The sequence below is a fragment of the Thalassotalea euphylliae genome, assembly GCF_042682785.1.
In the GTDB taxonomy this organism is placed as follows: Bacteria; Pseudomonadota; Gammaproteobacteria; order Enterobacterales; family Alteromonadaceae; genus Thalassotalea_F; species Thalassotalea_F euphylliae.
Map to the genome: position 1 here is coordinate 287,615 of NZ_JBHUIB010000003.1, position 25,234 is coordinate 312,848.

26 protein-coding genes are annotated in these 25,234 nt (G+C 42.2%); 19 read left to right on the forward strand and 7 right to left on the reverse strand.

Going from position 1 to position 25,234, the window contains the following annotated elements:
* Nucleotides 1–28 precede the first annotated feature (28 nt).
* From ACFSJY_RS08500 to ACFSJY_RS08535, 8 genes are all read left to right on the forward strand, one after another.
* Complete coding sequence (locus ACFSJY_RS08500) at nt 29–775, forward strand: 2OG-Fe(II) oxygenase (protein WP_386033239.1); 747 nt, start codon at nt 29–31, stop codon at nt 773–775.
* A 5-nt stretch (nt 776–780) separates the two neighbouring features.
* On the forward strand, nt 781–1,470 hold the full coding sequence (locus tag ACFSJY_RS08505; RefSeq protein ID WP_386033241.1) for a 2OG-Fe(II) oxygenase: 690 nt from the start codon (nt 781–783) through the stop codon (nt 1,468–1,470).
* A 409-nt stretch (nt 1,471–1,879) separates the two neighbouring features.
* On the forward strand, nt 1,880–2,659 hold the full coding sequence (locus tag ACFSJY_RS08510) for a DUF3450 domain-containing protein (protein ID WP_386033243.1): 780 nt from the start codon (nt 1,880–1,882) through the stop codon (nt 2,657–2,659).
* Nucleotides 2,659–4,008 (forward strand): MotA/TolQ/ExbB proton channel family protein, encoded by a 1,350-nt coding sequence (locus ACFSJY_RS08515; RefSeq protein WP_386033245.1) that lies wholly within the window; start codon nt 2,659–2,661, stop codon nt 4,006–4,008. Before ACFSJY_RS08510 ends, ACFSJY_RS08515 begins: the two co-directional genes overlap by 1 nt.
* Complete coding sequence (locus tag ACFSJY_RS08520) at nt 4,008–4,532, forward strand: MotA/TolQ/ExbB proton channel family protein (protein ID WP_386033247.1); 525 nt, start codon at nt 4,008–4,010, stop codon at nt 4,530–4,532. The genes ACFSJY_RS08515 and ACFSJY_RS08520 overlap by 1 nt, the downstream gene beginning before the upstream one ends.
* 12 nt (nt 4,533–4,544) lie before the next feature.
* A complete protein-coding gene (locus ACFSJY_RS08525) occupies nt 4,545–4,943 on the forward strand; it encodes an ExbD/TolR family protein (protein ID WP_386033249.1) in 399 nt (132 codons plus the stop codon).
* Nucleotides 4,944–4,953: 10 nt separating this feature from the next.
* Entirely contained in the window at nt 4,954–5,571 is a 618-nt protein-coding gene (locus ACFSJY_RS08530; RefSeq protein ID WP_386033251.1) for an energy transducer TonB, read from the forward strand.
* Entirely contained in the window at nt 5,571–6,833 is a 1,263-nt protein-coding gene (locus ACFSJY_RS08535) for a tetratricopeptide repeat protein (RefSeq protein WP_386033253.1), read from the forward strand. The genes ACFSJY_RS08530 and ACFSJY_RS08535 overlap by 1 nt, the downstream gene beginning before the upstream one ends.
* Nucleotides 6,834–6,896: 63 nt before the next feature.
* On the opposite strand, the gene ACFSJY_RS08540 is transcribed toward ACFSJY_RS08535, so the two are convergent.
* Nucleotides 6,897–7,811 carry a tRNA-dihydrouridine synthase gene (locus ACFSJY_RS08540; RefSeq protein WP_386034991.1) on the reverse strand — a complete coding sequence of 305 codons (915 nt, stop codon included), beginning with the start codon at nt 7,809–7,811 and terminating at the stop codon, nt 6,897–6,899.
* A gap of 201 nt (nt 7,812–8,012) precedes the next feature.
* Between ACFSJY_RS08540 and ACFSJY_RS08545 the strand changes: the two genes are divergently transcribed.
* The 7 genes from ACFSJY_RS08545 (at nt 8,013) to ACFSJY_RS08575 (ending at nt 14,040) form a co-directional block, all read left to right on the forward strand.
* The gene (locus tag ACFSJY_RS08545) at nt 8,013–8,450 is read left to right on the forward strand and encodes an HvfA family oxazolone/thioamide-modified RiPP metallophore (protein ID WP_386033255.1); all 438 of its coding nucleotides are present in this window, start codon (nt 8,013–8,015) and stop codon (nt 8,448–8,450) included.
* Between the two features lie 199 nt (nt 8,451–8,649).
* Nucleotides 8,650–8,772: a hypothetical protein gene (locus ACFSJY_RS08550; RefSeq protein ID WP_386033257.1), complete on the forward strand. Its 123-nt coding sequence runs from the start codon at nt 8,650–8,652 to the stop codon at nt 8,770–8,772.
* Nucleotides 8,773–8,777: 5 nt separating this feature from the next.
* Nucleotides 8,778–9,152, forward strand: a complete 375-nt coding sequence (locus ACFSJY_RS08555; protein ID WP_386033259.1) for a response regulator — start codon at nt 8,778–8,780, stop codon at nt 9,150–9,152.
* 55 nt (nt 9,153–9,207) lie between these two features.
* Complete coding sequence (apt, locus tag ACFSJY_RS08560; protein ID WP_386033261.1) at nt 9,208–9,753, forward strand: adenine phosphoribosyltransferase; 546 nt, start codon at nt 9,208–9,210, stop codon at nt 9,751–9,753.
* 6 nt (nt 9,754–9,759) lie between these two features.
* A complete protein-coding gene (gene dnaX, locus ACFSJY_RS08565; protein ID WP_386033263.1) occupies nt 9,760–12,201 on the forward strand; it encodes a DNA polymerase III subunit gamma/tau in 2,442 nt (813 codons plus the stop codon).
* Between the two features lie 60 nt (nt 12,202–12,261).
* On the forward strand, nt 12,262–12,591 hold the full coding sequence (locus ACFSJY_RS08570; protein ID WP_386034993.1) for a YbaB/EbfC family nucleoid-associated protein: 330 nt from the start codon (nt 12,262–12,264) through the stop codon (nt 12,589–12,591).
* An 84-nt stretch (nt 12,592–12,675) separates the two neighbouring features.
* Nucleotides 12,676–14,040 carry a leucyl aminopeptidase family protein gene (locus ACFSJY_RS08575; protein ID WP_386033265.1) on the forward strand — a complete coding sequence of 455 codons (1,365 nt, stop codon included), beginning with the start codon at nt 12,676–12,678 and terminating at the stop codon, nt 14,038–14,040.
* Between the two features lie 73 nt (nt 14,041–14,113).
* On the opposite strand, the gene ACFSJY_RS08580 is transcribed toward ACFSJY_RS08575, so the two are convergent.
* Entirely contained in the window at nt 14,114–14,998 is an 885-nt protein-coding gene (locus ACFSJY_RS08580) for a TolB family protein (RefSeq protein ID WP_386033267.1), read from the reverse strand.
* Between the two features lie 153 nt (nt 14,999–15,151).
* Nucleotides 15,152–16,015: an MBL fold metallo-hydrolase gene (locus tag ACFSJY_RS08585; RefSeq protein WP_386033269.1), complete on the reverse strand. Its 864-nt coding sequence runs from the start codon at nt 16,013–16,015 to the stop codon at nt 15,152–15,154.
* A gap of 123 nt (nt 16,016–16,138) precedes the next feature.
* On the opposite strand from ACFSJY_RS08585, the gene ACFSJY_RS08590 reads away from it, so the two are divergent.
* Nucleotides 16,139–17,029: a LysR family transcriptional regulator gene (locus tag ACFSJY_RS08590; RefSeq protein ID WP_386033271.1), complete on the forward strand. Its 891-nt coding sequence runs from the start codon at nt 16,139–16,141 to the stop codon at nt 17,027–17,029.
* Here ACFSJY_RS08590 and ACFSJY_RS08595 read toward each other — a convergent pair.
* From ACFSJY_RS08595 to ACFSJY_RS08610, 4 genes are all read right to left on the reverse strand, one after another.
* On the reverse strand, nt 17,026–17,694 hold the full coding sequence (locus ACFSJY_RS08595) for a TetR/AcrR family transcriptional regulator (RefSeq protein WP_386033274.1): 669 nt from the start codon (nt 17,692–17,694) through the stop codon (nt 17,026–17,028). The genes ACFSJY_RS08590 and ACFSJY_RS08595 overlap by 4 nt on opposite strands.
* 59 nt (nt 17,695–17,753) lie before the next feature.
* Nucleotides 17,754–19,100, reverse strand: a complete 1,347-nt coding sequence (locus ACFSJY_RS08600) for an APC family permease (protein ID WP_386033276.1) — start codon at nt 19,098–19,100, stop codon at nt 17,754–17,756.
* A 66-nt stretch (nt 19,101–19,166) separates the two neighbouring features.
* Nucleotides 19,167–20,261: an agmatine deiminase gene (gene aguA / locus ACFSJY_RS08605; RefSeq protein WP_386033278.1), complete on the reverse strand. Its 1,095-nt coding sequence runs from the start codon at nt 20,259–20,261 to the stop codon at nt 19,167–19,169.
* Between the two features lie 59 nt (nt 20,262–20,320).
* A complete protein-coding gene (locus ACFSJY_RS08610; protein WP_386033280.1) occupies nt 20,321–21,715 on the reverse strand; it encodes an APC family permease in 1,395 nt (464 codons plus the stop codon).
* 545 nt (nt 21,716–22,260) lie between these two features.
* On the opposite strand from ACFSJY_RS08610, the gene argF reads away from it, so the two are divergent.
* The 3 genes from argF (at nt 22,261) to ACFSJY_RS08625 (ending at nt 25,078) form a co-directional block, all read left to right on the forward strand.
* Nucleotides 22,261–23,307: an ornithine carbamoyltransferase gene (gene argF, locus ACFSJY_RS08615; protein ID WP_386033282.1), complete on the forward strand. Its 1,047-nt coding sequence runs from the start codon at nt 22,261–22,263 to the stop codon at nt 23,305–23,307.
* Between the two features lie 70 nt (nt 23,308–23,377).
* Nucleotides 23,378–24,307, forward strand: a complete 930-nt coding sequence (gene arcC / locus ACFSJY_RS08620) for a carbamate kinase (RefSeq protein ID WP_386033284.1) — start codon at nt 23,378–23,380, stop codon at nt 24,305–24,307.
* Nucleotides 24,308–24,355: 48 nt separating this feature from the next.
* Nucleotides 24,356–25,078, forward strand: coding sequence for a TorF family putative porin (locus ACFSJY_RS08625; protein WP_386033286.1), 723 nt, complete (start codon nt 24,356–24,358; stop codon nt 25,076–25,078).
* The last annotated feature ends 156 nt before the right edge of the window (nt 25,079–25,234 follow it).

The following is a 25,234-nucleotide window of genomic DNA, read 5'->3' on the forward strand; positions in this document are numbered from 1 at the left end:
TATTAATTTAACGCCTCAATCTAATAACATGTCTTCTAGAAAAACATTGGCGTTGGGCTGGCAAAATCCACCTACAGCTTTAATAGACGCATTTCAAACAGACGGTTACGTTAAGGTTCCACAAGCACTGCACTGTGAAACCGCTACAATAATCAAAGAAGCTATTGATAATCAGCATTCGTGGAACTTAGTATTTAACCATCAGGGTAGTCATCAAGACTTAAACGCTCTGCAAGTAGCTGATTGGACAGAGCAGCAGAAAAAAGATCTTGTTAATATAGTGAATGCTCAGGCGAGCGATGGATTTCAGTATTTTTATGAAAACATTCCTTTATACGACATCTACTATGACAACCTTCTTCCTGAACACTTCTTTAATACTATTTATGAGTTTTTAAACAGTAAAGAAACACTCACGTTTTTTAGAGAGTTATTAAATGAGCCTGCAATTTCTTTTGTCGACGCGCAAATTACACGATTTGGCCCAGGACATTTTCTTAACGTGCACAACGACGCTGTAGCTAATAAAAATAGGATTGCAGCATACGTGATTAATCTAACACACGATTGGCGCCCGGATTGGGGAGGGGCACTACACCTTCTTGACAGTGAGCAAAATATCCATAAAAGTTTCTTACCGTCATTCAATGAAATAAACATTTTTAAGATACCCGTAGATCACTATGTAGGCTATGTAAGTCCTTTTGCTTCTAATAAAAGAATTTCTATAACAGGCTGGTTGCGTAGTGGCGAAAACCCTAAAGAGAAAAGGTAAATACTTTGATTCAATTTGAACAACACAATGATGCTTTGCCATCATTACATGATACGTTTGCAGCTCACGGCGTTGTCCGCATTAATAACTTTCTAGACGCAGATGTTGCCCAAAGTTTAGCGAATGATGCAGACTCGGTATCGTTTAAAAATGCATTTTTTCTAGACGGAAAAAACCAGGAATTGTCAGATGATGACATTCGAGCAATGCCTGCTGACAAAGTTCGAAACCTCTATCGTAATTTATACAAATTGGCATCGACAGGTGTTGGCTTTCTGTATGGCAGACATAAGTTATCAGAGGGTGAAACAGGGAACTTTGATCAAGTAATCCAGTCTTTAAATAGCGAGCGTTGTTTGTCGTTAATAAATGCTATTACTAATAAGCAAAACTTGAAAAGCGCAGATGGACAGGTTACTCGCTATAGAGTTGGAGATTATTTGACTAGACACATCGATAATATCCAAGGAGAGACGAGAGAGATTGCTTATGTGCTTGGCTTAAGCCCAGAGTGGCACCCAGATTGGGGAGGCTTGTTACAATTTTTTGAGTTAAATGGTACACCAACAAATTCATATATGCCTGAATTTAACTCTCTGACAATATTCGATGTCAACAAAGTCCATTCTGTCACGTCTATAGCGCCGTTTTCGCCAAAGAATAGATACTCAGTAACTGGCTGGTTTCGCTCGTAGTTAACATTAATTTAACGACATAAACTGTACGAATTGTAAGCGTTTATGTAATTAGATTTGACTTAGTACGAATGAATTAGTAAAACATCAGTCTGCGAAATTTTATATTGAGAAGGATTAGGAGTACGTTAGCTGCATATTTATGTGAATTGTTAATTAAAATTTATTGAGTTTAATAAATTGTTTTAGGCTTGTAGCGACGCTATTTTAAAGCAAAACAGTTTAGTAAATTTATAAATTATTTGGTTCATAATTATGTGTTCTAGGTTGACACTTTAGCTGTCGTCTGGGAATATTGGCTGGTTGTATTCTAGATAAATAATCCTTATTAAATGGCAGATTTTAAATTCACCGCTTTGGTGAGTTGAAATTTTTGTTATCTAAATTAAATAGCAATTGGTTGGGAACTATGTCCAAAATAAGTAAAAAAAGCCTTATCGCATCGACGATAGCAGGTGTTTTAGCGTTAGCGGGTAGCAATATTGCTGCAGCTGATGCTTTAACAGATTTACAAAAAGCTGAAGCGCAAATTTTCAAAGCATCAGCTAAATCTCAAAGCAAGATCGATAGCATCTATGAGCAAACACAAGATTTGCTAGCTGACTACCGTACAACAGTTGACGAAGCTGACGTACTAAGAGGCTACAACGATCACGTTCAACGCATGGTTGATGACCAAAAAGCAAACATCGACTCTTTACAACGTCAAATCGACGGTATCGACAAGATTAAGCAAGGTGTTGTTCCTTTAATGTACAAAATGATTGATACATTAGAGAAGTTTATTGAACTTGATGTTCCAATGAACCTTGAAAGCCGTAAAGAGCGCATCGCAACTCTACGTGACGTTATGAATGATTCAAACGTTACAACGTCTGAGCAATTCCGTCTTGTACTTGAAGCTTACGAAATTGAAGCAAGCTACGGTACAGTATTTGACGCTTACCAAGGCGAATTGGACCTAGGCGACCGTGTTATCACGGCTGACTTCGTTCACATGGGCCGCGTAGCGTTAGTTGCTCAGTCTCTTGACTACAAACAAGCATGGGTATGGAACAACGCTACTCGTTCTTGGGAAGAAATTGGTGAAGAGTACGCTAAGACTATCACTGACACTATCCGTATGGCGCGTAAGCAGCTTTCATTGGATATGACTAAACTTCCAGTATTTGCAGCAGGAGCTCAATAATGAAAAAAGTAATTAACTTCGTATTGCTTGCTGCTTCATTATCAGCAGGTTTCGCAACTACAGCTAACGCAAATGACTTAGACAAGTTACTAGAGCAAGTAAAAGCTGATCGTATTTCTGAAGCTAAGCTTGACAAAAAGCGTGAAGCTGAGTTCTTAGCTGCACGTGCTGACAAGCAAGCTTTATTGAACAAAGCAAAAGCTGAGCTTAAAGCACAGCAAGACCGCAACGCTCGTTTAACTAAAGAGTACGCTGCTAACGAAATCACACTTGCTCAAAAAGAGCAGGAGCTTGATAACGCTAAAGGTACACTAGGTGAAATGTTCGGTGTGAGCCGTTCAGCTGCTGCAGATGCATACGGTATGATTTCAACATCAATCGTAAGTGCTCAATACCCAGGTCGTGGTGAAGCGTTAAACCGCATCGCAAACTCTAAAGAAATCCCAGGTCTTCCTGATTTAGAAGAGTTATGGTTTGCACTTCAAACAGAAATGACTGAGTCAGGTAAAGTTGCTCAATTCCAAACTGAAGTAACTAACTTAGACGGTACTAAGTCACAAGAAACAGTAACGCGTATCGGTACTTTTAACTTAGTATCTTCAAACGGTTACCTAACTTACAATGATGAACTAGGTCAAGTTCAGCCTCTAGCTAAGCAACCAGCTGGCTACATTTCTGGTACAGCTAGTGAGTTCTTCACTACTTCATCAGGTTACACAGGCGTATACCTAGATCCTTCACGTGGTGCAATCCTAGCACTAGAAACTCGTAAGCGTACGCTTATGGAATTCTACCACCAAGGTGCTGAAGTAGGTTACGCAATCACGGTACTACTTATCATTGGTTTACTTATCGCTCTTGAGCGCATGGTTGTTCTTACTGCTATTGGTTCTAAGATCAAAGCACAAACTAAGAACATGGATAAGCCAAACAGCAACAACCCTCTAGGTCGTCTACTTAAAGTGTACCAAGAGAACAAAGATACTGACGCTGAAACGCTTGAGCTGAAGCTTGACGAGCAAATTTTACGTGAAACTCCAGTAGTTGACCGTGGTATCAATATCATCAAGATGTTCGCTGCTATTGCACCTCTAATGGGTCTATTAGGTACGGTTATCGGTATGATCATGACGTTCCAAACAATCACATTGTTCGGTACGGGTGACCCGAAACTTATGGCTGGTAACATCTCTCTAGCCCTAGTAACTACTGCATTAGGTCTAATTGCTGCACTTCCGTTAATCCTTGTTCACAGCATTGTAGCGGGTAAAGCAAAATCTGTACTTCACAAATTGGACGAGCAAGCTGCTGGTTTAATTGCTGAAATCGCAGAGAAGGAGTCTAAATAATGCTATTCCTGATGGAGCTTATTGAATCTGTCAGGAGCTTTATTGCAACCGGCGGTAATGTACTTTACTTTGTCGCCGTTGCTCTCTTATTGATGTGGATCTTAATGATCGAAAGATATTGGTTCCTTCAAGCAAACTACCCAAAAATGCGTGATGGTATTATCAAGCGTTGGGATGCTAGAGCGGATACTACATCTTGGTATGCACATCGTATCAGAGATACATGGATCTCCGAAGCGACAGAACAACTAGAGCGTAATATGCTCACCATTAAAACCTTAGTGGCAATGTGTCCACTGATAGGATTACTAGGTACCGTAACTGGTATGATTTCGGTATTCGAAACGATGGCCCAACAGGGTACAGGTAATCCGCGTCTAATGGCTGCTGGTATTTCGATGGCAACTATCCCGACAATGGCGGGTATGGTTGCGGCACTTTCGGGTGTATTTTTCAGTTCGCGCTTAGACGCCAAAGTTAAACTAGCAAAGGCTAAACTGGTTGACAGTTTGCCTCATCACTAGAGAGAGTTTCGAATGGCACGTAATCGTATTCGTGAAGAAGAAGAAGCTGCAATTGATATGACGCCAATGCTAGACATTGTCTTTATCATGCTTATCTTCTTCATCGTTACTACTTCTTTTGTTAAAGAAGCGGGTATCGAAGTAAACAAACCTCAAGCGGCCAATCAAACTAAACAGAAGTCTGCGAACATCTTTATTGCTGTTCGTGACTCTGGTGAAATTTGGTTAGATAAACGTCGTGTAGATATCGAACGTGTTTCAGCAAATATTGAAAAATTATTAGCTGAACAACCTACTGACTTTGTGATCATCCAAGCTGACCGCGACGCCAAACACGGTGTTGTGACAAAAGTTATGGATGCGATCAAAGAAGCGGGTATCGATCGAATCTCTATTGCAGCAGCTAAGTAAGGGGTAATATATGGTTCGCTTTTTAGTATCAATATTACTAGGCGCTGCAGTAACTTTTGGTCTGTTTTCTTTTATGGCTTTCCTTATCGCTAGTGGCGATAGAGCACAGGAAGAGCAACAAGAAAACATTGTGGTTGAAGTAAATACTACGCCACCAAAGTCTGCAGCAGAAACTAGACGTCGTGTGCCGCCACCGCCGCCACCGCCGCCTAAAACACCGCCTAAGCCTCAAGCTCCAGAGCCTGAGACAAATAACGCTCAAGGTGGTATCGAGTTTAACATGCCAGGTGTCCAGCTAGCTGGCGCTAACACTGGTTTGTCAGCTCCTGGTGCTGGTTTTGGTAGAGACGGTGAAGCTACACCAATTGTTCGAATTGAGCCTAAATACCCAATTCAAGCAGCACGTGACGGTAAAGAAGGTTGGGTTCGACTTTCATTTACTATCAACGAAATTGGTGGTGTAGAAGACGTTCAGGTTATTGAAGCACAACCTAAGCGTATCTTCGACAAAGAAGCTAAGCGTGCTCTGCGTAAGTGGAAGTACAAACCAAAAGTTGTTGATGGCAAACCTCAGAAACAACTTGGCTTAACGGTTCAACTTGACTTTAAAATGGATGGAGGTAAGTAATGTTTAAAAAACTTGCAACAGCCGTAGTTATTGCATCAGCAGTAACGGCCGTACAACTACCTCTTTCTTTCGATGTTCAAGCTGCAGAAGCTAAACAAGAGAAAAAGAAAAAGCGCCCAACGCAATTAGTTGGCCCTTCAGTTGGTAAGAAAGTACAAAAAGCGTTTGAGCTTTACAGTATGGACGACATCGACGGTGCTCTTGTTTTACTTCTAGATATCGAAGCAAAGAAAGATTACGACAAAGCATACGTTGCTCGCTTCATCGCGGTTATGTACGCAACTAAAGGTAATCAAGAAGAGAAAGCGATAAGCTATCTAAAGCAAGCGGTAGAGCCTGACATTCTTAATGAAGTCGACCATGGCGAATCTCTGAAGCTACTTGCTGATTTGCAAATGCAAACCAAAAAGTACAAAGAAGCATTGGCTAACTACTACGCTTGGATGGATTTCACCGGTCAAGAAGACTCGGCGACTTACGTAAAGATTGCTCAAGCTTATTACGAGCTCCGTCGTTTAGACAAAATGATTGAGCCGGCTGACAAAGCAATTGCGTTATTTGGTGACAAGCCAAATCAAAACCCATACATCTTGAAACTTACTTCTTACTATGAACGTAAGATGTACCGCGATGGTGTAAAGGTTCTTGAAACTGTATTGCAATTATTCCCAGAGAATAAGCAATGGTGGACGCAGCTTGGTATGTTCTACCTATTGGTAGAAGATTACCCGAAAGCATTGGCAACGCTAGATATGGCGTACAAGCAAGGTTTCTTAGCGAAAGAATCTGAGCTAAAAACTTTAGCGAGTTTATACCAGTCTAATGGTATGCCATACAAAGCAGCGGTTTTACTTGAGAAGCATATTGGCTCTGGCGACATCAAGCGTGATGACCAAACGCTATCTTCTCTTGCTAACGCATATCATGCTGCACAGCATGTAGGCACTGCAGCGGATTACTATGCTGAAGTTGCTAAGTTAACAAATGAAGCTCAACATTTCCGTAAAGCAGGTATGCTTCTTAAACAAGACGAACAGTTTAAGAAAGCTATTGTTACGTTGAATAAAGCCATTCAAATGGGTGTTAAAGACAAGGGCCGTATTTATATGAGTCTTGCTGAAGCACACTTTTACCTTGGCCAGTACAAGCAGGCACACGTTGAAATCAAACGTGCAATGGAAGACCCTAAGTCTCGTAAAGCTGCGAGAAGTTGGAAGTCATTCATTGAAGATACTGCGCGTCGTAAGAACGTAGCAATTTAAAAGCTAACGCTTAATATAAAAAAAACCAGCAGTAATGCTGGTTTTTTTATATCTTAAATATTTTCAAAGATGTAGATTTATTGCCTTTAGTATTTGGTTTTTCGATTCTAGTGTTTTGATTTCATTAAATAAATGTTGAGACTCGGGGTAAGTGACCTTTAGGTATCGATACCATTGTTTCAGCCGGCTAGAAAAATAGAATTCTTTAAATGAACCATCATCTAGTAGAAGCCAGTGTTTTATACAAAGACATGTTTGTAGCCAATTGAACGGTGTATCATTACGCTTGATTACGTTACATAGATTAGGTGTTGCAAGGGCGCCTCTACCTAGCATAATGTGATCACTCCCTGAACGGTCCATGCACGTCTGTGCATCCTGAAGTGTCCATATTTCTCCATTAGCAACCACTGGAATATCTAATTTAGCATTAATTGTTTTAATGTACTCCCAGTAGGCAGGAGGCTTATAGCCTTGCTTTTTTGTCCTTGCATGAACAGTTAGCATATCTGGAGAAGCTTGAGATACAGCATCGATAATTTCATCTAGCAGGGTAACATCGTCGAATCCAAGCCTAATTTTTGCTGATACTTCTTGATTTAGTGGCTTTAATGCCGCCACAACTTGAGAAATTACCTGATACATGAGTTCAGGGTCTTTTAATAGTACTGCGCCACCGCGACTTTTGTTGACCGTTTTCGCCGGACAGCCAAAATTCAGGTCAACACCGTGGCTGCCTAATTCAATAGCGCGTATGGCATTTTCTGCTAACCACTGTGGATGCTGACCTAATAACTGTACTCTTACTTTAGTGCCAGATTTTGTCTTGCTGTCATGCCTCAATTCAGGGGCTATTTTAAAGAACGTTGCCTTTGGTACTTTTCCTTTCACAACGCGAACGAATTCCGTGATACATATATCATAATCGTTAAGCTCGGTAAGGAGCTCGCGCATTATATGGTCGACAACCCCCTCCATAGGGGCTAGCAGTATTTTTCTCGCTTTCACAGTTGCAGAAGTATCGATAAAAGGAGGCGCATTTTATATGAAGCGAAGAGCAAAAAACATACGTAGTTAAAATGATGTAAATATTTTGAAATTTATTTATTCGCTTGATGGTCTAGGTAAATACACTTATAACTATATAAGTTAGCTAAAATATTTATATAAAAGGAAAACATGATGAACTTAATTAAAAAATCAACTTTAGCTGCAGTAATGGGCTTATTTTCTTTAGGCTTGTTAGTTTCTGCGCCGGCAAAGGCGGATGTTAACCCTTTTGCTGTTGAAGATGTAGTAACAGTCTCAGTAGCTGCTGGTGGTGACAAGTGTGGCGAAGGCAAGTGCGGCGAAGGCAAAAAAGCTAAAGGTAAATGTGGCGAAGGCAAATGCGGTGAAGGCAAAGCCAAAGGTAAATGTGGCGAAGGCAAATGCGGTGAAGGTAAAGCCAAAGGTAAATGTGGCGAAGGCAAATGCGGTGAAGGCAAAGCCAAAGGTAAATGTGGCGAAGGCAAATGCGGCGAAGGCAAAGCCAAAGGTAAATGTGGCGAAGGCAAATGCGGCGAAGGCAAAAAGAAAGCCAAAGGTAAGTGTGGCGAAGGTAAATGTGGTGGCTAACACTTAACTAAATAAAAAGTCGGCGTTAGCCGACTTTTTTTTGCTTAAAATTTATCGTACACACTCTATTAACGCCGCTGCAACAAAACGCTACCCAATGGTTATAGATAAAACTTGATCTAGATCAAATTAATCTGTTCTTTGATCCTGAGTTGCTCTATAATTCGCCGCGATTTTAATTTTGTGTAGGAAGTAAAAGATGTCTCACAACGAAAACTTCAAAGAATCTGCGTCAAAACGTCATTTATTTTTAGCGGTAGTTGCGTTAGTGTCTATGCCTTTATTACCAATGTTAATGGGCTGGTACACGTACCTAGCATAATCTTTATGAAAATATTAGTGGTTGATGATAAATCAACAGTATTAAATCAGGTCTCTTCAATACTGTCAGAACAGCATCAAATCGTTACTGCATGTAATGGACTCGATGGGTATGAGAAGTATCAGAAAGAAGCGTTTGATTTGCTGATTATCGATCACTTGATGCCGTTGATGAATGGCGTACAATTGCTCAAGAACATTAAGCAGCAAGAGCAAGCTACGCCAATTATCTTTATGACGACACAAGGCAAAGATTCAGTTGCCGAATTGATAGAACAGTCACTGTGTGATTGGATTATTGAAAAACCGCTTAATGAAGCAGAATTCCTAGCATTAATAGAACAGTTCGACAAGCAAAATACTCACCTCGCTTCTCTGTAAAAACGTCGAGAATTCATTTATTCTTACCATCTAATTGGTAAACATAAATGAAAATATGACAGACTCGGAAATTCAGATCCTAAAAGATGCCGTTCACACGATAAAAGACTATCCCAAAGAAGGCATTTTGTTCCGCGATGTTACAGGCATCTTAGAAAATACTGACGCATTCGCGTTAACTATCGAAAAACTTAAAGAAAAGTTTGAAAACAAAGGGTTCACCAAAGTTGTTGGTACTGAAGCGCGTGGTTTCTTGTTTGGTGCGCCACTAGCACTTGCTTTAGGTGTAGGTTTTGTTCCGGTTCGTAAGCCTGGCAAATTACCGCGAGAAACGTATGCGCAAGACTACGAACTAGAGTACGGCACAGATACGTTAGAAATCCATCAAGACGCATTAACAGCTGATGACAATGTACTTATTGTTGATGATTTGTTAGCAACAGGCGGCACAATTGAAGCGACAACTAAGCTAATCCGTCGAGTTGGTGCTACTACATCAGAAGCGGCTTTTATTATTTCATTACCTGATTTAGGTGGTGAAAAACGTTTAGCTGACTTGGATTTAAACGTCACAACGCTTATTCAATACGAAGGTGAATAGCAAAATATGAGTTACCAAGTGCTGGCGCGAAAATGGCGTCCAAAAACGTTCAGTGAGTTAATGGGGCAGGAACATGTAGTTTCTGTCTTAGTTAATGCTATTACGCAACAGCGCTTGCATCACGCCTATTTATTTACTGGTACGCGGGGCGTTGGTAAAACTACGATTGCACGTATCTTCGCAAAAAGCTTGAATTGTGAAGAAGGTGTTAGTGCTGAACCCTGTGGAAAATGCGACACCTGCTTGGACATCGATCAGGGGCGATTTGTCGATTTACTTGAAATCGATGCGGCATCTAGAACCAAAGTAGATGACACACGAGAAATATTGGACAATGTCCAATATGCACCGACTAGAGGTCGCTACAAAGTGTACCTTATTGATGAAGTGCATATGCTTTCTCGTAGCAGTTTTAATGCCTTACTCAAAACACTTGAAGAACCGCCAGAACATGTAAAGTTTATTTTGGCGACAACTGATCCTCAGAAACTACCTGTGACGGTGTTATCTCGTTGTCTTCAGTTTCATCTTAAAGCGCTCTCCGTGACACAAATTGCACAGCAACTTGAAAAAATTCTTGATGCAGAGCAGGTGACCTTTGAGCCAGAGTGCCTCAATGTGCTGGCTAAGGCAGCCCGTGGCAGTATGCGAGACTCTCTTAGCCTTACTGACCAAGCGGTTGCGCAAGGGCAAGGTCATATTAGTGTTGCCAATTTGCAAAGCATGCTAGGCGGCATTGACCAGCATTGGCCGTATAAAATTTTAATGTCGCTGTTAAAACGTGATTCGATACAGTTAATGGAATTGAGTCGAGAAATAGCGAGCTATGCGCCTAATTATCATCGCCTGTATGCTGAACTCATTCAGCTACTTCATCATGTTGCTATGTATCAAATTGTTGAACAGCATTTTGATGTGTCACCTGAACATGCGGTATTGATTAAAAAGTTTAGCCAGTCTATGTCTGCTCAAGACATTCAGCTTTATTACCAACTAGCGTTGAATGGACGAAAAGATTTAGCTTATGTTGGTGACGAGCAAGCTGCCTTTGATATGACGTTACTACGTTTATTAGCATTCAAACCGATGGAAGCTAATGAAGCGACAACGCACCAGCAGTCGGCAACAGCAAATGAAAGTACAGTAGATTTTGACGATATAGAGCTTCCAGCGTCTAGCGTTCAAGAGGCAGTGACTCCAATATCTTCTGAAGAATCTGCTTTAAAGCCATTAAATACTGTTGAATCTACGGTGCAAGAAAGCGATGGTAGGCTAGCTGAGCCAACAACTGGTTCTCGACATGATTCAGACACTGGCTTTATTGATGAAAGTGAGGCACCTGAAGCTTTGCATCAAGAAATGTTTGCCATTGAAGAGCAAGCATTCGAGCAAAAAGCAACCCAACAACACGCGGCTACATATCAACCAGATGTGCAGAAAGTAGCCAATACAGAAGCGCCATCGACGATAACTGAGAGTGTTACAGAAGAAAGCGTAACTTTAAGTTCTGAGCAAGATATAGATTCGAGTGATGATGCTGAAACTATCGAAGAGCCGACGCAAACATTACCTGAAGGTGGCGGTACTAATGAACAATTACATGCTTCATTTGAATCTCCTGCAATTCAAAGTCAACCTGCTCTAGATACCACTTCAATAGATGAACCAGTTAATAGTGACCAACAGGTGGTGCAGAGCGACACAGGAACAGAACGTCCATCGCTATTGGCTCAGATTCAATCATCTAAAGCTGAATCAGGCAACACGGTACAACCTGATGACAGGGATGCATCAGAAGAAGAGTCTCCAGAAACAAACAATGCATTACCTGAAGGGGTATTGAGCTCTTCTGTAGAGTCGGTATTAGCGACTCGAAATATGCTGCGAAGTCGCAAGAAGAAGCTGGAGAAAGACGCAAAAAAGTCTAGTGGCGCCGACGCGCCAGCCTTAGATCCTGTCGCACAGGCGAAACAAGCACAAACGATTGAAGTACCTGATATGGAAACCTTGCCAGAGCAAGGTTTTACCATCGAGGATGTTAATCCGGCAGAAGTAAAAAAAGCAAACCAAGTTGATAAATGGGCAAATATGATCGACTCAATGGCGCTGAATGGACGTTTACGTCAGCTAGCGTTACGAGCGACTATTGCGCCAGAAAGCAACGATCAAACCTTGATCCTTAATTTGAATCAAGCAACTAAGCATTTAAAGACCGATGCAGCAATGGAACAGTTGCATCAATTTGTCTCTGATTATTTCAATCAGCAAATGCAGGTTGAAGTAAATATTGTTGATGAAACGGTCGACGACCCGTTTCAAATTCAAGGACAAATAAACGAGAAGCGCTACGATTATGCAAAAGAGTTGTTAGCACAAGACACCATTGTTTTGGCTTTACAACAAGATTTTCAGGCGACCGTAGACGAAACAACCATAGTCGCGTTATAGATACTCTTGAAATCTCACCAGATAGTCACTATCTTTGCGGCATAGACTTATTGGAGAAATATTATGATGAAAGGTGGCATGGGCAACTTAATGAAGCAAGCCCAACAAATGCAAGCAAAAATGCAAAAGGCACAAGAAGAAATTGCCAATATGGAAGTCACAGGTGAGTCTGGCGCAGGCATGGTTAAAGTTACCATGACAGGTTCACATAGCGTTCGTCGTGTAGAAATTGACGAAAGCCTAATGGAAGACGACAAAGACATGGTTGAAGATCTTGTAGCAGCAGCTTTTAACGATGCAGTTCGTCGTGTTGAAGAAGCGAACAAAGAGAAAATGGGCGCATTAACGGGCGGTATGCAAATGCCTCCTGGGTTCAAAATGCCTTTCTAGCAAAGCATTGAGTTTTATAATGGCGCCTATAGGCGCCATTTTTGATTTACACTAGGTATAAACGACAACATAAAGAATTTCGATATGACCGACATTTTAATCTATGGGGAAAACGGCACGCCTTTGCATGTACTTAATGAATCTGAGTACAGCGACTGGGTGGCAAGCCAAGAAACTTTCACGCAAAACTGGCTGACAACGTCTGGCTTCAAAGGCAAGGGCTGGACTTCAGTTCCTGCCAGTACTGGAGAGCTTGCCCTGGTTGTTGCTGTTGTTAGCAGCGCTTCAGAATTTTTTGCATGTGGTGATTTAGCTAAGCAGCTTCCTGCAGGGACTTATTCATTGAAAACGAATGCTGAAAATCAGCAAGCTGTAGCGTTTGGATGGGCAGTAGGTAGTTATCGATTTGATCGTTACGTTGACGATAAATCTGACGTAGCAACGCTGGCGATAAACGACCAAGCCATTGTCGATGAGGCGCTAAAACAAATGTATGCAACTGCGCTTGTACGCGACCTAGTCAACACACCCGCGGGCGATATGATGCCGCAACATTTAGCTGAAGTGACAAAGGATTTAGCGGAAGAGTTTGGTGGCAGTTTCTCAGAAATTGTCGGCGATGAATTGTTAGAGCAGAATTACCCAACTATTCACGCCGTTGGCCGTGCTAGTTGTCACGCGCCGCGCTTATTGGACCTGCGTTGGGGCAATGCTGACGCTCCTAAAGTGACACTTGTCGGTAAAGGTGTTTGCTTTGACAGTGGCGGTTTAGATGTCAAACCGGCAGCCGGTATGCGCTACATGAAGAAAGATATGGGCGGTGCTGCACACGTATTAGGTCTAGCAAGACTTATTATGGCGTTTGATTTGCCAGTAAACCTTCGGATGCTGATCCCTGCCGTTGAAAATGCAATATCAGACAATGCACTGCGTCCTGGTGATGTCGTCACCACACGCAAAGGCATTACTGTTGAGATTGATAATACCGACGCAGAAGGGCGCTTAGTGCTTTGTGATGCTATTGATGAAGCGGTGCAAGAAAAGCCTGAAATGCTAATCGATTTTGCAACGTTAACCGGTGCAATGCGTGTTGCGCTTGGCACAGAGTTGCCGGGTTTCTTCGCAACGAATGATGAAACCGCGCAAGGTATTACTAATGCAGGTTTGCCAATTCAAGATCCTGTTTGGCGTATGCCGCTATATCAGCCATATGCAGATATGTTGAAAAGCGACATTGCAGATATGACCAATTGTGCAGCTGGCCCATTCGGTGGTGCTATTACTGCAGGGTTATATTTACAAAAGTTTGTACCTGAAGGTATCGACTGGTGTCACTTCGATATTATGGCGTTCAACATTCGTCAATTACCGGGTCGTCCGAAAGGTGGCGAAGCGTTTGGTGTTCGCGCGGTGTTTGCTTACCTGCAAGAAAAATACGGTAGTAAGTAAAAATTTAGTGGTAATCGCAAATTAAAAAGGGAGCATATAGCTCCCTTTTTTAATACTAGTGGCAATGTCGCCATTAAAGTCCTAGCGCACTAAGGGCAATTTGGTAGATATTTCCACGTCCATTTTCAATGCGTGTGAAAAATAAATACTGTCCATCGGGTGAAACAATCGGCGTGAACTCGTGGTCAGCGGTATTGACCTTATCACCCAAAGTTGTCGCTACAGTCCATTTACCATCAACCAATTTTGACACGTATAAGTCACCTTTACCTAGGCTATCTGCGCGTCTCATGCTGTAAATAATGGTTTTACCGTCTCGTAATACAACCGTATCACCAATTAATCCACCTTCACCGAACATCTCTGCTGGTAGCGCTTGTGGCTTTTCAAAACCATTAGCAGTTGCTTTTGCAACATACATTAAGCGCTTTTCGTTTCTAAACGATGGGAAATACAAATCATCGTTGTTAGTGACTGATGGGTAGAGATCGTTAGCATCTGAACTAAGCTCTGGCATGTATTCAGGTTCTTGCCATTGACCATCAACCATTTTAGTTTTCCATAAATTGACCGACTCTGTTGCCGTTAAAGAACCATCAATTGGGCGCTTTGATACAAAATATAGCGTTGAATAATCTGCGCTGTAATAAGGGTCAGCCTCTAAATAACCACCTGAAAATGGCAGGGCAGTAGGCATTTGCCATTGGCCATTTTCGTAATCAGATGACATCATTTGGCAGGTCGAGAAATCATCGGCGCAACGGGCGAATAAAACGTTGTCTCCAGCTTCATTAAATACCGCGTTAATTTCAAAACGTTCTGTTGAAATTATGCCTTTGCCAAATTCAACGGCTTTATTATTGGCTTCTTCAGAATAATAAGGCAGCTGTGCTGCTACAGCATTGGCAGTTGCTAAACCAATAGCTAGCGAAGCGATTGTTTTTAAGAATAATTTCATGGATATTTGATGCTCTAATTAATGTATCTGTTTAGTAATAGCGCATATTTTACCCAAATTTAAATGAAAAGTGAATCCGTATTCACATAATGTAATTCTATTGCTTACAGAAAAAGTAATATCCGCCGCTCAATTGAGCAGCGGATAACGTTTTTACCAAGCCATTTCACCCGTGTGAACTTTACTACCGATATCAAGGGCAATTAACAATCCTAGATCTGGATACAGCGTTTTCATGCGTTGTTGTAATTCATTACTATTTGCTGCCTTTGACTTTTCTTGTTTAAACGCCAAGAGGTAGTGTTTAGTGAAGTCAATGCTGCTTGGACTTAATTGCGTGTCAGCTTGCATATGGCCAGGAATCACTTTCTGGGGCTGTAATGCCATCATGTCGTCAAGCTGCTTTATCCAAGCATCAATTGCTTCATCTGTTTGTGTATCGGCAGTCCAGACGTGAAGGTTGCCGAACACACCTATTGTGCCAAGAATCGTCTTTGTTTCTTCAATCCAAAGATATGGGCGATGTGAAAGTTTACCTTTTGCTCCCAAAACATTAATACGGATACCATCTATGCTGAAATGGCTTTTAGCCAGTACTTGAGGCACGTTTGGCTGTTCAGGCGCATTAAGGCCCATTTTAGGTCCCCAAAAAGCAACTTTTTGGTCAATGTTTTTGCGTATTTTTTTCGCGACTGGTGCTGAAGTTACAATGGCAACATCAGGAAAAATGGTCGCTAATGTTGATGCGCCAAAGTAAAAGTCAGGATCGGCTTGGCTTATAAAAATGGTGGTCAGCTTTTTTCCAGAGTCTTTCAGCTTTGCCGCTATGCGCAGAGCATCAGCTTGGGTAAAGCCGGTGTCGATGATCGCGGCTTCAGTTGCTCCCGATACCACAGTTGCGTTCACGTGAAAACTCGATTCATGAGCGTTGTAAACATCAAATGTTAACGGGGTATTAGTTGCCCATACTGTACTTGTAACAACAATTGACAACATCAGTGATAGAAATCGTTTCATAGATTCACCTTTTATAGCGGGTTATTTTTAATGTGAGTGAGTGTTGAGCGCTATATTAGAGATTTGATATGCTCGGATAAATATCAAATAATGTGTATTATTGTTTCTTAAAACGAGCTAATTATGGATAGACTAGTCGCCGCTAAAGTGTTTTTAGATGTCAGCAAAACAGGGAGCTTTACTGCATCTGCAGACAGACTAAACATGTCTAGACCTATGGTGACGAGGTATGTCGAATCAATGGAGTCCTGGTTAAACGCGCGCTTGTTTCATCGTACAACGCGAAAAGTAACACTGACCCATGTTGGTGAAAGCTGTCTTGAACAAGTTGAGGCATGGGTAAGCCAAGCTGAAGCACTATCGGTAATCTCGCAAATTGATACTGAGTTATCTGGGAATATTAAAATTACGGCAGCGACATCGTTGGCAACAAGCCAACTGATACCTGCATTTGCCAGCTTTATGCAACGTCACCCTAAAGTATCGATAGAGCTTGATGCGCAAGACGTGACTGCTGATCTTATTCATGATCAAATTGACATTGCCGTTAGAATTTCATCGTCACCATCAGGATCTTTAATTGGTAAGCCAATCGCGAGCTGCTTATCTGCATTAGTCGCTTCTCCTGACTATATCGATAGGAAAGACGCGATAAAGTCGGCAAGCGACTTAACAGCACATCAGGCGCTTGGTTACAAAAACTTTGGCGAGCAAATATGGCACCTTAGCAAGGGCGAAAGCATCGAGTCTATTAAGGCAAATTGTATGTTTACCACGAACGAAGTGTTGTCACTCAAACAAGCGGTATTGTCAGGAATGGGTATCGCGATGCTGCCTACTTATCTCGTTAACGACGACATTAAGCGAAACGCTTTGACTCAAGTACTTCCTGAATGGACTTTGCCGACTATGCAGATATACGTGCTTTATTCATCCCGCAAGTTTCAATCGCCAGCTGTTCGCGCGCTTATTGATTTCTTGTCAGATTACTTCAAAGATAATCCTTGGGATTAATTAGCCACCTCGTCTTCTTGCGGCATCACTTTACGCGGCATATAGCGTGGGAAGTAATTCTGCAAATAACCTATAACCGCTAGGTACGCTTCCTCTTTATGCAGATCCGTTATTTCACCTTCGAGGCGGAAGCTAAAGGAAAATATCTGATTACCAATCAGTCTGGCAATGTTGAACACGTCAACTTTCTCTGGCATTGCAGGTAATTCAAACAAGTCGTTGAGTAACTCAAATGAGCGCTGTCGACCTGACGAAAATCTTGCGGCTTTGGTTTCAGCAAGTACATGAGAACCGGATACACCAAGCAACAATTTACTGGTATAGCTACAGTGATTGTGATGGTGTTGGATAGCGTCGAACCACAGCCTCAAAAGCTCACGCCAAGAATTAAATGTCCCGTTAATCGCTATGCTTTTCATTAGCTCATAGATGATGTCACCAGACTGCTCCGTAAGACCAGCCAACAGTTCATCAACACTCGGGTAGATGTGATACAAAGACGACGGAGGAATTTCTGCCTTTTCTGCCACGTCATAAAGTGAAAGCTCATGAATATCAGTCACTTTAAGCAGCTCAATAGCCGCGTCTTTTATCAGCTTTTCACGCTCTAGTCGTCGTTGTTGAACTTTACGAGGCTTTCCCGTTTTTGTCAGTGTTGTCTTCATAATAACTCTTTGAATTATGGCTAAAACAATACAGGTTAGGTATTACGCCTATCACCCTTTCAAGCACTTTTGAGGGTTAACTTGTTAGGACTATTCCGCTGTGCGATACATTCTCCAATTCCAAGCACAACAGTCAAGCCAATAATCATCACAGCAAGGTTATCCATGTCTACGCCACCTGGAGGGTAGATAAAAAATGCGATAGCTTGTGTGATAAACAGCATTGGTGGCACAACAAGCAAAAAGCGTTTATGTCCGGATATGTTGTTCGTTTTATTCAGGGTTAAATAAGCTGGGAATAATGCTAAATATGGCATTAAGAACAGCAAGTTAGCAAACGAGAATAGTGACCAATACAGACTTTCTGCATTCGATGCCATCAACCCGTAGACTAAGATAGCACTAGTTGATACCACACCGGTTAATACACTTGCGCCAATTGGTGTACCGTATTTCGGGTGGTCATGACTAAATACTTCGGGTAGTTCACCTTCATGTGCTGCTTCACTTGCTGCACGGTTAGCTCCCATACCCCATGTAACCAAGTTAGCGATGAAGCTGAAAATCGCCATAAAACCAACCAAATAAATAACATATTCGCCAAAGGGAAGGGGCGATAACATCCGTTTAAAGGTTTCCATCATGCCTGTTACTAAACCAATATCTTCAACGGGAATCGCAATCAAAATTCCTAGTACGGCAAACAGATAAAGTACAGTAATAACAAAACCAGCAATGATAAGGGAAATTGACAAATCACGCTTAGGGTTTTCCATTTGATCGCCCGAGCAGCAAATTAAATCAAAGCCCATAAGAGAGAAGATAATGACTGGGAAGAATTGCAGTCCAGCCCCCCAGCTCGGTGTTAGCGTTGAGAAGTTTATCGGGTTGGCAATACCATGGGTATAAGCCATAAATGCGCCGCCAATACCCAGTAATAAAACGACAATCATTTTGCACCAAGCACCAATCATTGGGATCCAACGTCCTGTATCAGGTGAAACAACACATACATATACCGATATCCAAGTAGCAACTAACGCTATTGCAATTTGCACTGACAACGGCATAGTGGGCCAGAATAACTCGGCAGCAAAGCCTGCTAACATGATAAACGCAGCTGGCATCCATAACGCAACGTTTATCCAGTAAAGCCAGCCGACACGGCTCGTCCACTTTTTCCCAAAAGCCAAATCAACCCAATGGATTAATCCACCTTTTGAAGGAAATTTTGTGCCCAAATCAGCACTAACTAGACAGTAAGGAATGGCAAAGCAAAGGAAAGAAAGAATCCACCAAGTTAGTGACTGAACACCAATGGCTGCAGCGGCAGCTATGCCATCAATGGTAAGAATTGCGCTTATGGTAAAAAGCGTGATTTCCTTTTTTGTTAATTTAGCAACCATGGTAATACTCTCTTGCTCAATGTTTGAAGGAAAGTGGCTTCCAAGAAAGCCACTTGAGACTAGCGGCTAGTGCGCTGACGGAACTTGTTGTGTAATGCAGTGGATGTTGCCACCGCCAAGCAATATTTCACGTGCATTTACACCGACCACTTCATGCTCGGGAAACACGTGTTGCAAGACTGCTTTTGCATCGTCATCGCGCTTGGGATCAAGCAAGGGAAGAATCACGCGATTGTTAGTGATCAGAAAGTTAGCGTAAGAACCTGCCAAACGTTCACCTGCTTCGCGCTCCATACCGTCACAACTGTCAATACCAGCGGCTTCTTCTGCACTGATATACAAAGGACCAGGAATATGGACTTTGTGCACCTTAATTTGACGACCTTTGGCGTCACGTTCGTTGCTTAACACTTCATACGCATCGCGAGAAATTTGATACTGAGGATCATTCTCGTCATCACACCAAGACAATACGACTTCACCAGGACGTGCCACGTGAATTAAGTTATCGACATGGCCATTGGTTTCATCGTTGTATAAGCCGTTTTTAATCCAAATTACTTTTTCGATACCAAGGTGCTCTTTTAGCACTTGCTCGATATCTTCGCGGGTTAAATCAGGGTTACGGCTTGGGTGCAGCAAGCACTCTTCAGTGGTGTAAAGCGTGCCTTCACCATCGACATGAATTGAACCACCTTCCAATACGATTGGCGCTCTATAACGTGCATCACCACGCAGGTTACAGATTTTACTCGCTACTTGGTCGTCTTTATCCCAAGGAAAGTAAAGGCCATCAACCAGGCCGCCCCAAGCATTAAATTCCCAATCAACACCTCGGCGCTCACCGTCTTTGTTGACTACGTAGCTTGGTGCAATGTCGCGCATCCAAGAATCATTCGTGGTCATTTCAACAACCCGAATGTGTTCAGGTAAACGAGAACGTGCGTTGTCATATTGGTCAGCAGACACCGTCATGGTGACCGGTGTTACTTCAGCAATTGCCTTTGCTACGTCAATAAACACCTGTTGCGCTGGTTTTGCTCCGTTGCGCCAGTTGTCTGTGCGCTCTGGCCAAGCAATCCAAATTTCATCTTGTGGCTCTTGTTCACCTGGCATGAAGAAACCATCGTTTACTGGGGTAGTGTGTAATAAAGTACTCATAATATTGACTCCAAATTAGTTACCACCAGCAGGGCACTTAGCCCCACTGGCTAAATGCATTAGTGTTGTTTAATACTTCTTAAGCGTTTCATTGCACCGGCTAGTAGCACTTCACCTATCAAGACGGTGACAACAATGCCGATAGCAACAGGAATGGTGTAGTTCCAATCGATAACGCCAACAAAGATTTCTGGGAAGATGAACAGCAGTACTGCTTGTGCGATAAAGAAAGTACAAATTGCACAGATAATGTATTGCGTTGTTAAGCCGCCAGGCACTTTAAATGGACGTTCACGCTCAGGGTCTTGAAGACGAAGCTTCACGTGCGCAGGGAACATCAATAGGTATGGCAGTAAGAAAATACATGAAGAGAATGCAAATACTGACCAAAACAGTTCGTCACTTTCACCTGAAGATAAACCGTAAAGCACAATAACAACTGCTGAGATAATGCCCGTGATATTATTCGCACCAACAGGGGTTTTGTGTACCGGATCTTCTTTTGCAACCGCTTCTGGTAGCTCACCTTGTTGAGCAGCTTCCATCGCAGCGCGACTAGCACCCATTGTCCACGTCACCATGTTAGCGACGAAGGTGATAAGCGCTAAGATACCGACGATATACACCATAGCGGTGCCAAATGTGCCTTCACCAAATAGTGTTTTAAGCGTTGAGATGATGCCTGAAACAAGGCCAACTTCTTCTACTGGCAGCGCAAGTAAAATGCCTAATGTACCGAAGATATATAAGCCGGTAACAGTAGCAGCAGACAAGAAGATAGATTTTGGAATATCTTTACGTGGGTTTTTGATTTCATCGCCCATACAAGCAATAAGCTCAAAACCTAGCAAGTTGAAAATAATGACTGGCAAAAAGCCTAAAGCAGAATCAAAACTTGGCGTCATTGAAGCCAGCGTAAATTCATTTGCCACACCGTGTTCAAACGCGTAAAGGAAGCCGCCTATACCTAGCACACCAATGACTGCAACTTTTGCTATTGCGCCTAAATTAGTGACCCAGACACCAGCATCTACCGATACATTACAGATATAGATAGTGATAGCAGTAAGTCCGACACACATTGCTATTTGCCACCAAAGTGAAAGACCTGGCACAAACATTTCAGCGAACATACCAGCAAACATGATGTATACCGCAGGCATCCACAGCGCCACGTTTATCCAGTAATACCAAGTGGTTCTTACCGCCCACTTGGTGCCAAATGCGCGTTTAACCCAGTCATAAATACCGCCTTCACCAGGGTAGGTAGTACCTAGTTCTGACGAAATTAAGCCATAAGGGATAACAAATATTGCTAAGGTAATAAGCCACCAAGTAATAGCTGATGGCCCCAAAGATGCAGACGCAGTTAAGGTGTCAATAACTAACACTGCACAGACATTGAAAAGGGTAAGGCTTGCGAGGCCCATTTTCCCATTCGTTTCTTGTGACATAACACAACTCCTTATAAAAGGGTAAAGTCCAAAGGAACTCACCTTTCATTGACTGCCATTGTGTGCTGCATGTATTGAGCGACTCACCTAGCTAAAAGGTGTTTTCCTAACTGGCGCTTATTTTATGATCAGACCTCATTCCCAATATTTGTTCTAGATCAAATAATTCGATATAAATCGATAAAAATTGATTTTGACTCGCCTGTGTAAAAATTAATTAAAAGCTAATAGCTATCTTTTGAATCTTGTGTTTACGTGCTACTAAATGCTTTATATGGTTGTGATATAAAGTTTATTGTGTGGTTTCTAGTGTTTTATGGATTGGTTTTTTGGCATGTAAAACTTGAAAATAACCGATTTATATCCGGATAAATATCGAAATATGATCTAGATCAAAGTTCTTTTTTAGATACGGGTCTATCATGCGTCTCGAATTCGGAAGCAGAGATTGATTGACGAAATCGTTTTTATTTTTTGAACGCTTGTAAGCCCGTATCTGGATTGAGGGCTGTGACAAGCAAACACTCAATTTAGGAGTACACATTATGAAATTACCATCATCAACAGCGACAAACTTAAACAAATCAGGTCTACGTCATTTCCTTAAGACTCAAGATTTCACTCGTGCAGAGTTAACGGAAATTCTCGATTTAATGAAGATGTTAAAAGATGCACGTCGCGTAAATGCGGTTCCACCATTATTTGCAGGTAAAACCGTAGGTATGATTTTCGAGCAGCCTTCAACACGTACACGTGTCTCTTTTGAAGCAGCGGCAACCATATTAGGCGGACACGCACAGTTCTTATCACCAAATGATATTCACTTAGGCTCTAAAGAAAGCCTGGAAGATACAGGTCGTGTGCTTTCACGCATGGTCGATGTCATCATGGCACGCGTTGACGTACATGAAACAGTTGCAGGCTTAGCGAAAGAGGCAAGTGTGCCAGTAATCAACGGCTTATGTGACTGGTTACACCCAACGCAAATGATGGCAGACATCTTCACTATGCAAGAGCACTTGCCAGAAGGGAAACAGCTAGACGACTTAAAAGTAGCCTTTATTGGTGACGCAACCAATGTATCAAATGAACTGGCAATGATTTGCACCAAGTTCGGTATGGAATACGCCCACGTAGGTCCTAAGAAATACCATATGACAGAAGAAATCGTCGGTATGGTGGAAGATAACTGTAAAGAATATGGCGGCTCATTTGTGATGACAGACGACATCAATGCAGTGAAAGGTTTCGACATATTAGTGGCAGACAGCTTCTACTGGTTTGGTCAAGAAGACGAGAAAGAAGAGCGCTTGGCAACCTTTATGCCTGAGTACATTGTCGACCAACGCCTGATGGACATAGCAGGCCCACAAGCGATGTTCATGCATTGTTTGCCAGCAAATGACAAGCGTGAAACTACTCGTGAAGTGATGGACGGCGATAGCTCACTTATCTTCGACGAAGCGGAAAACCGCTTAACGGCACAAATGGCGCTACTTGTGTACTTCACACATCAGCACACTAAGCCAGCTTCAGAAGATGTGGCAGCTAGTCACAAAGCGAAAATAGATGACTTCCTAAATGCCTTATAGGCATCACGTATAGCCAAGTACTCTGCTGAGTACTTGGCGTCATTATCTTATTCAAATTTAGGAGCTTATTATGAGAATCGTTGTTGCTCTAGGCGGAAATGCTTTATTAAAGCGTGGCGAACCAATGACCGCCGAAAATCAATTGAAGAATGTAAAAATTGCGGCAAGTACATTAGCGGAACTGGCAAAAGAACATGAATTGGTCATTGCGCATGGTAATGGCCCACAAGTTGGGTTGCTGGCTTTACAAGCGGCAAATTATGGCAGCGTAGAACCTTACCCATTAGATGTGTTGGGTGCTGAAAGCGTCGGTCAAATTGGCTACATGATTGAACAGCAAATGGGGAATATTCTCCCGTTCAGTCAAAAGTTTGCGACCTTATTAACGCAAGTAGAAGTCGATAAAGACGATCCTGCGTTTAATGAACCAACCAAATTTATTGGCCCTGTTTACTCAAAAGAGCAGGCCGCCAAAATTCAAGAAACACGTGATTTTACGTTTAAGGCTGATGGCGAGTATTACCGCCGCGTAGTGCCTTCGCCGTTGCCAAAGCGTATCTTCGAAATCGAAGTGATTGAAATGCTAATTAAGGCTGGCGTTATTGTCACCTGCGCTGGCGGTGGTGGTATTCCTACTATGTACCAAGAAGATGGCTCGCTTATAGGTGTTGAGGCGGTTATTGATAAAGACCGCACCGCGTCATTACTTGCTCAAGAAATTAAAGCAGACGCCTTACTGGTACTAACAGACGTTGACTCTGTCTATGTTGAGTGGGGAACGGCTAACCAAAAAGCGATTCGCTCAGCATCGCCAGACACGTTAGGAAAGCTAGATTTTCCTGATGGTTCAATGGGACCAAAAGTGGAAGCTGCGATGGAGTTTGCCAATGCAACTGGCGGAAGGGCGTGTATTGGTTCACTCGATAACGCGGTGGCTATGTTGTCAGGTAAAGCAGGCACAACCGTGTCTACCGAAGTTTCTCAAATTACTTACGAGTAAATAAATCATTAACTCGCTGGCGCTGAGCTGGCGAGTTTGGAGTATATGATGAATAAATTATTAACACTTATTGCAGCGTCGAGCGTTTTACTCGCTGCAACTGCACAGGCGGCAGATGTGTCGACCACTATTTCCGGCGTCAGCGATTACCGCTTCAGAGGTATTTCTCAATCCGCAGGGGATCCAGCTTTGCAGGGTAGCGTCGACATTGAATTCGAGAACGGTTTTTACAGTGGTATTTTTGCCAGCAATATCGATTTTGGTGTTGATGGTGACCACGAAGTCGATTACTACATCGGCTACTACACCGACATTACCGAAGACTTAGGCATTGATTTCTCGATTAATCGTTATACCTATCCAGGTCTTGATTACAGCAGCGACTACAACGAGATGATCACCAAGATTTTCTACGGTGCGTTTAATATCGAAATTGCCTACAGTGACGATTATGCCAACACCGATGAAACGGGTACATATGTCGCCATTAATTACGAAAAGCTGATTCGTGAAAACCTTGGCTTACTAGAGAACGTGACCTTAACCTTGCATGCAGGTCATAGCTCGGGGGACTACTGGGACGAATACGACATTGGCTCATATTCCGACTATTCAATTGGCGTTAGCGCAGATGTTAAAGGCTTCAACGTATCACTCGCTTACTTATTTAACGATGTTGATAGCGAATACGAAGTCGATGACGGTGAATTTAGAAATGACGACGTGTTAATGCTGAGTGTGTCGAAGTCATTCGAACTCGGACAATTCTGATAAGTCGTTGAAATTAAATTGTTATATTATAACAATTGTATCGGGCGGCATTGTTGTCGCTCGTTTTGTTCTCTTTTATTTACAAATTACCCTTTGTCATTTCGTCGCTAAAACCTTATTTTCTATCGAATATTTGCAGTATCGGTTAAATATATT

Coding starts and splice junctions, on each gene's coding strand:
- arcC (WP_386033284.1), top strand. CDS start 23,378: ATGAGAATCGTTGTTGCTCTAGGCGGAAATGCTTTATTAAAGCGTGGC.
- ACFSJY_RS08625 (WP_386033286.1), top strand. CDS start 24,356: ATGAATAAATTATTAACACTTATTGCAGCGTCGAGCGTTTTACTCGCT.
- ACFSJY_RS08540 (WP_386034991.1), bottom strand. CDS start 7,811: ATGGAGGGGGTTGTCGACCATATAATGCGCGAGCTCCTTACCGAGCTT.
- ACFSJY_RS08510 (WP_386033243.1), top strand. CDS start 1,880: ATGTCCAAAATAAGTAAAAAAAGCCTTATCGCATCGACGATAGCAGGT.
- ACFSJY_RS08595 (WP_386033274.1), bottom strand. CDS start 17,694: ATGAAGACAACACTGACAAAAACGGGAAAGCCTCGTAAAGTTCAACAA.
- ACFSJY_RS08610 (WP_386033280.1), bottom strand. CDS start 21,715: ATGTCACAAGAAACGAATGGGAAAATGGGCCTCGCAAGCCTTACCCTT.
- ACFSJY_RS08500 (WP_386033239.1), top strand. CDS start 29: ATGTCTTCTAGAAAAACATTGGCGTTGGGCTGGCAAAATCCACCTACA.
- apt (WP_386033261.1), top strand. CDS start 9,208: ATGACAGACTCGGAAATTCAGATCCTAAAAGATGCCGTTCACACGATA.
- ACFSJY_RS08600 (WP_386033276.1), bottom strand. CDS start 19,100: ATGGTTGCTAAATTAACAAAAAAGGAAATCACGCTTTTTACCATAAGC.
- ACFSJY_RS08545 (WP_386033255.1), top strand. CDS start 8,013: ATGATGAACTTAATTAAAAAATCAACTTTAGCTGCAGTAATGGGCTTA.
- ACFSJY_RS08580 (WP_386033267.1), bottom strand. CDS start 14,998: ATGAAATTATTCTTAAAAACAATCGCTTCGCTAGCTATTGGTTTAGCA.
- ACFSJY_RS08550 (WP_386033257.1), top strand. CDS start 8,650: ATGTCTCACAACGAAAACTTCAAAGAATCTGCGTCAAAACGTCATTTA.
- ACFSJY_RS08590 (WP_386033271.1), top strand. CDS start 16,139: ATGGATAGACTAGTCGCCGCTAAAGTGTTTTTAGATGTCAGCAAAACA.
- ACFSJY_RS08515 (WP_386033245.1), top strand. CDS start 2,659: ATGAAAAAAGTAATTAACTTCGTATTGCTTGCTGCTTCATTATCAGCA.
- aguA (WP_386033278.1), bottom strand. CDS start 20,261: ATGAGTACTTTATTACACACTACCCCAGTAAACGATGGTTTCTTCATG.
- argF (WP_386033282.1), top strand. CDS start 22,261: ATGAAATTACCATCATCAACAGCGACAAACTTAAACAAATCAGGTCTA.
- dnaX (WP_386033263.1), top strand. CDS start 9,760: ATGAGTTACCAAGTGCTGGCGCGAAAATGGCGTCCAAAAACGTTCAGT.
- ACFSJY_RS08525 (WP_386033249.1), top strand. CDS start 4,545: ATGGCACGTAATCGTATTCGTGAAGAAGAAGAAGCTGCAATTGATATG.
- ACFSJY_RS08575 (WP_386033265.1), top strand. CDS start 12,676: ATGACCGACATTTTAATCTATGGGGAAAACGGCACGCCTTTGCATGTA.
- ACFSJY_RS08555 (WP_386033259.1), top strand. CDS start 8,778: ATGAAAATATTAGTGGTTGATGATAAATCAACAGTATTAAATCAGGTC.
- ACFSJY_RS08530 (WP_386033251.1), top strand. CDS start 4,954: ATGGTTCGCTTTTTAGTATCAATATTACTAGGCGCTGCAGTAACTTTT.
- ACFSJY_RS08520 (WP_386033247.1), top strand. CDS start 4,008: ATGCTATTCCTGATGGAGCTTATTGAATCTGTCAGGAGCTTTATTGCA.
- ACFSJY_RS08535 (WP_386033253.1), top strand. CDS start 5,571: ATGTTTAAAAAACTTGCAACAGCCGTAGTTATTGCATCAGCAGTAACG.
- ACFSJY_RS08585 (WP_386033269.1), bottom strand. CDS start 16,015: ATGAAACGATTTCTATCACTGATGTTGTCAATTGTTGTTACAAGTACA.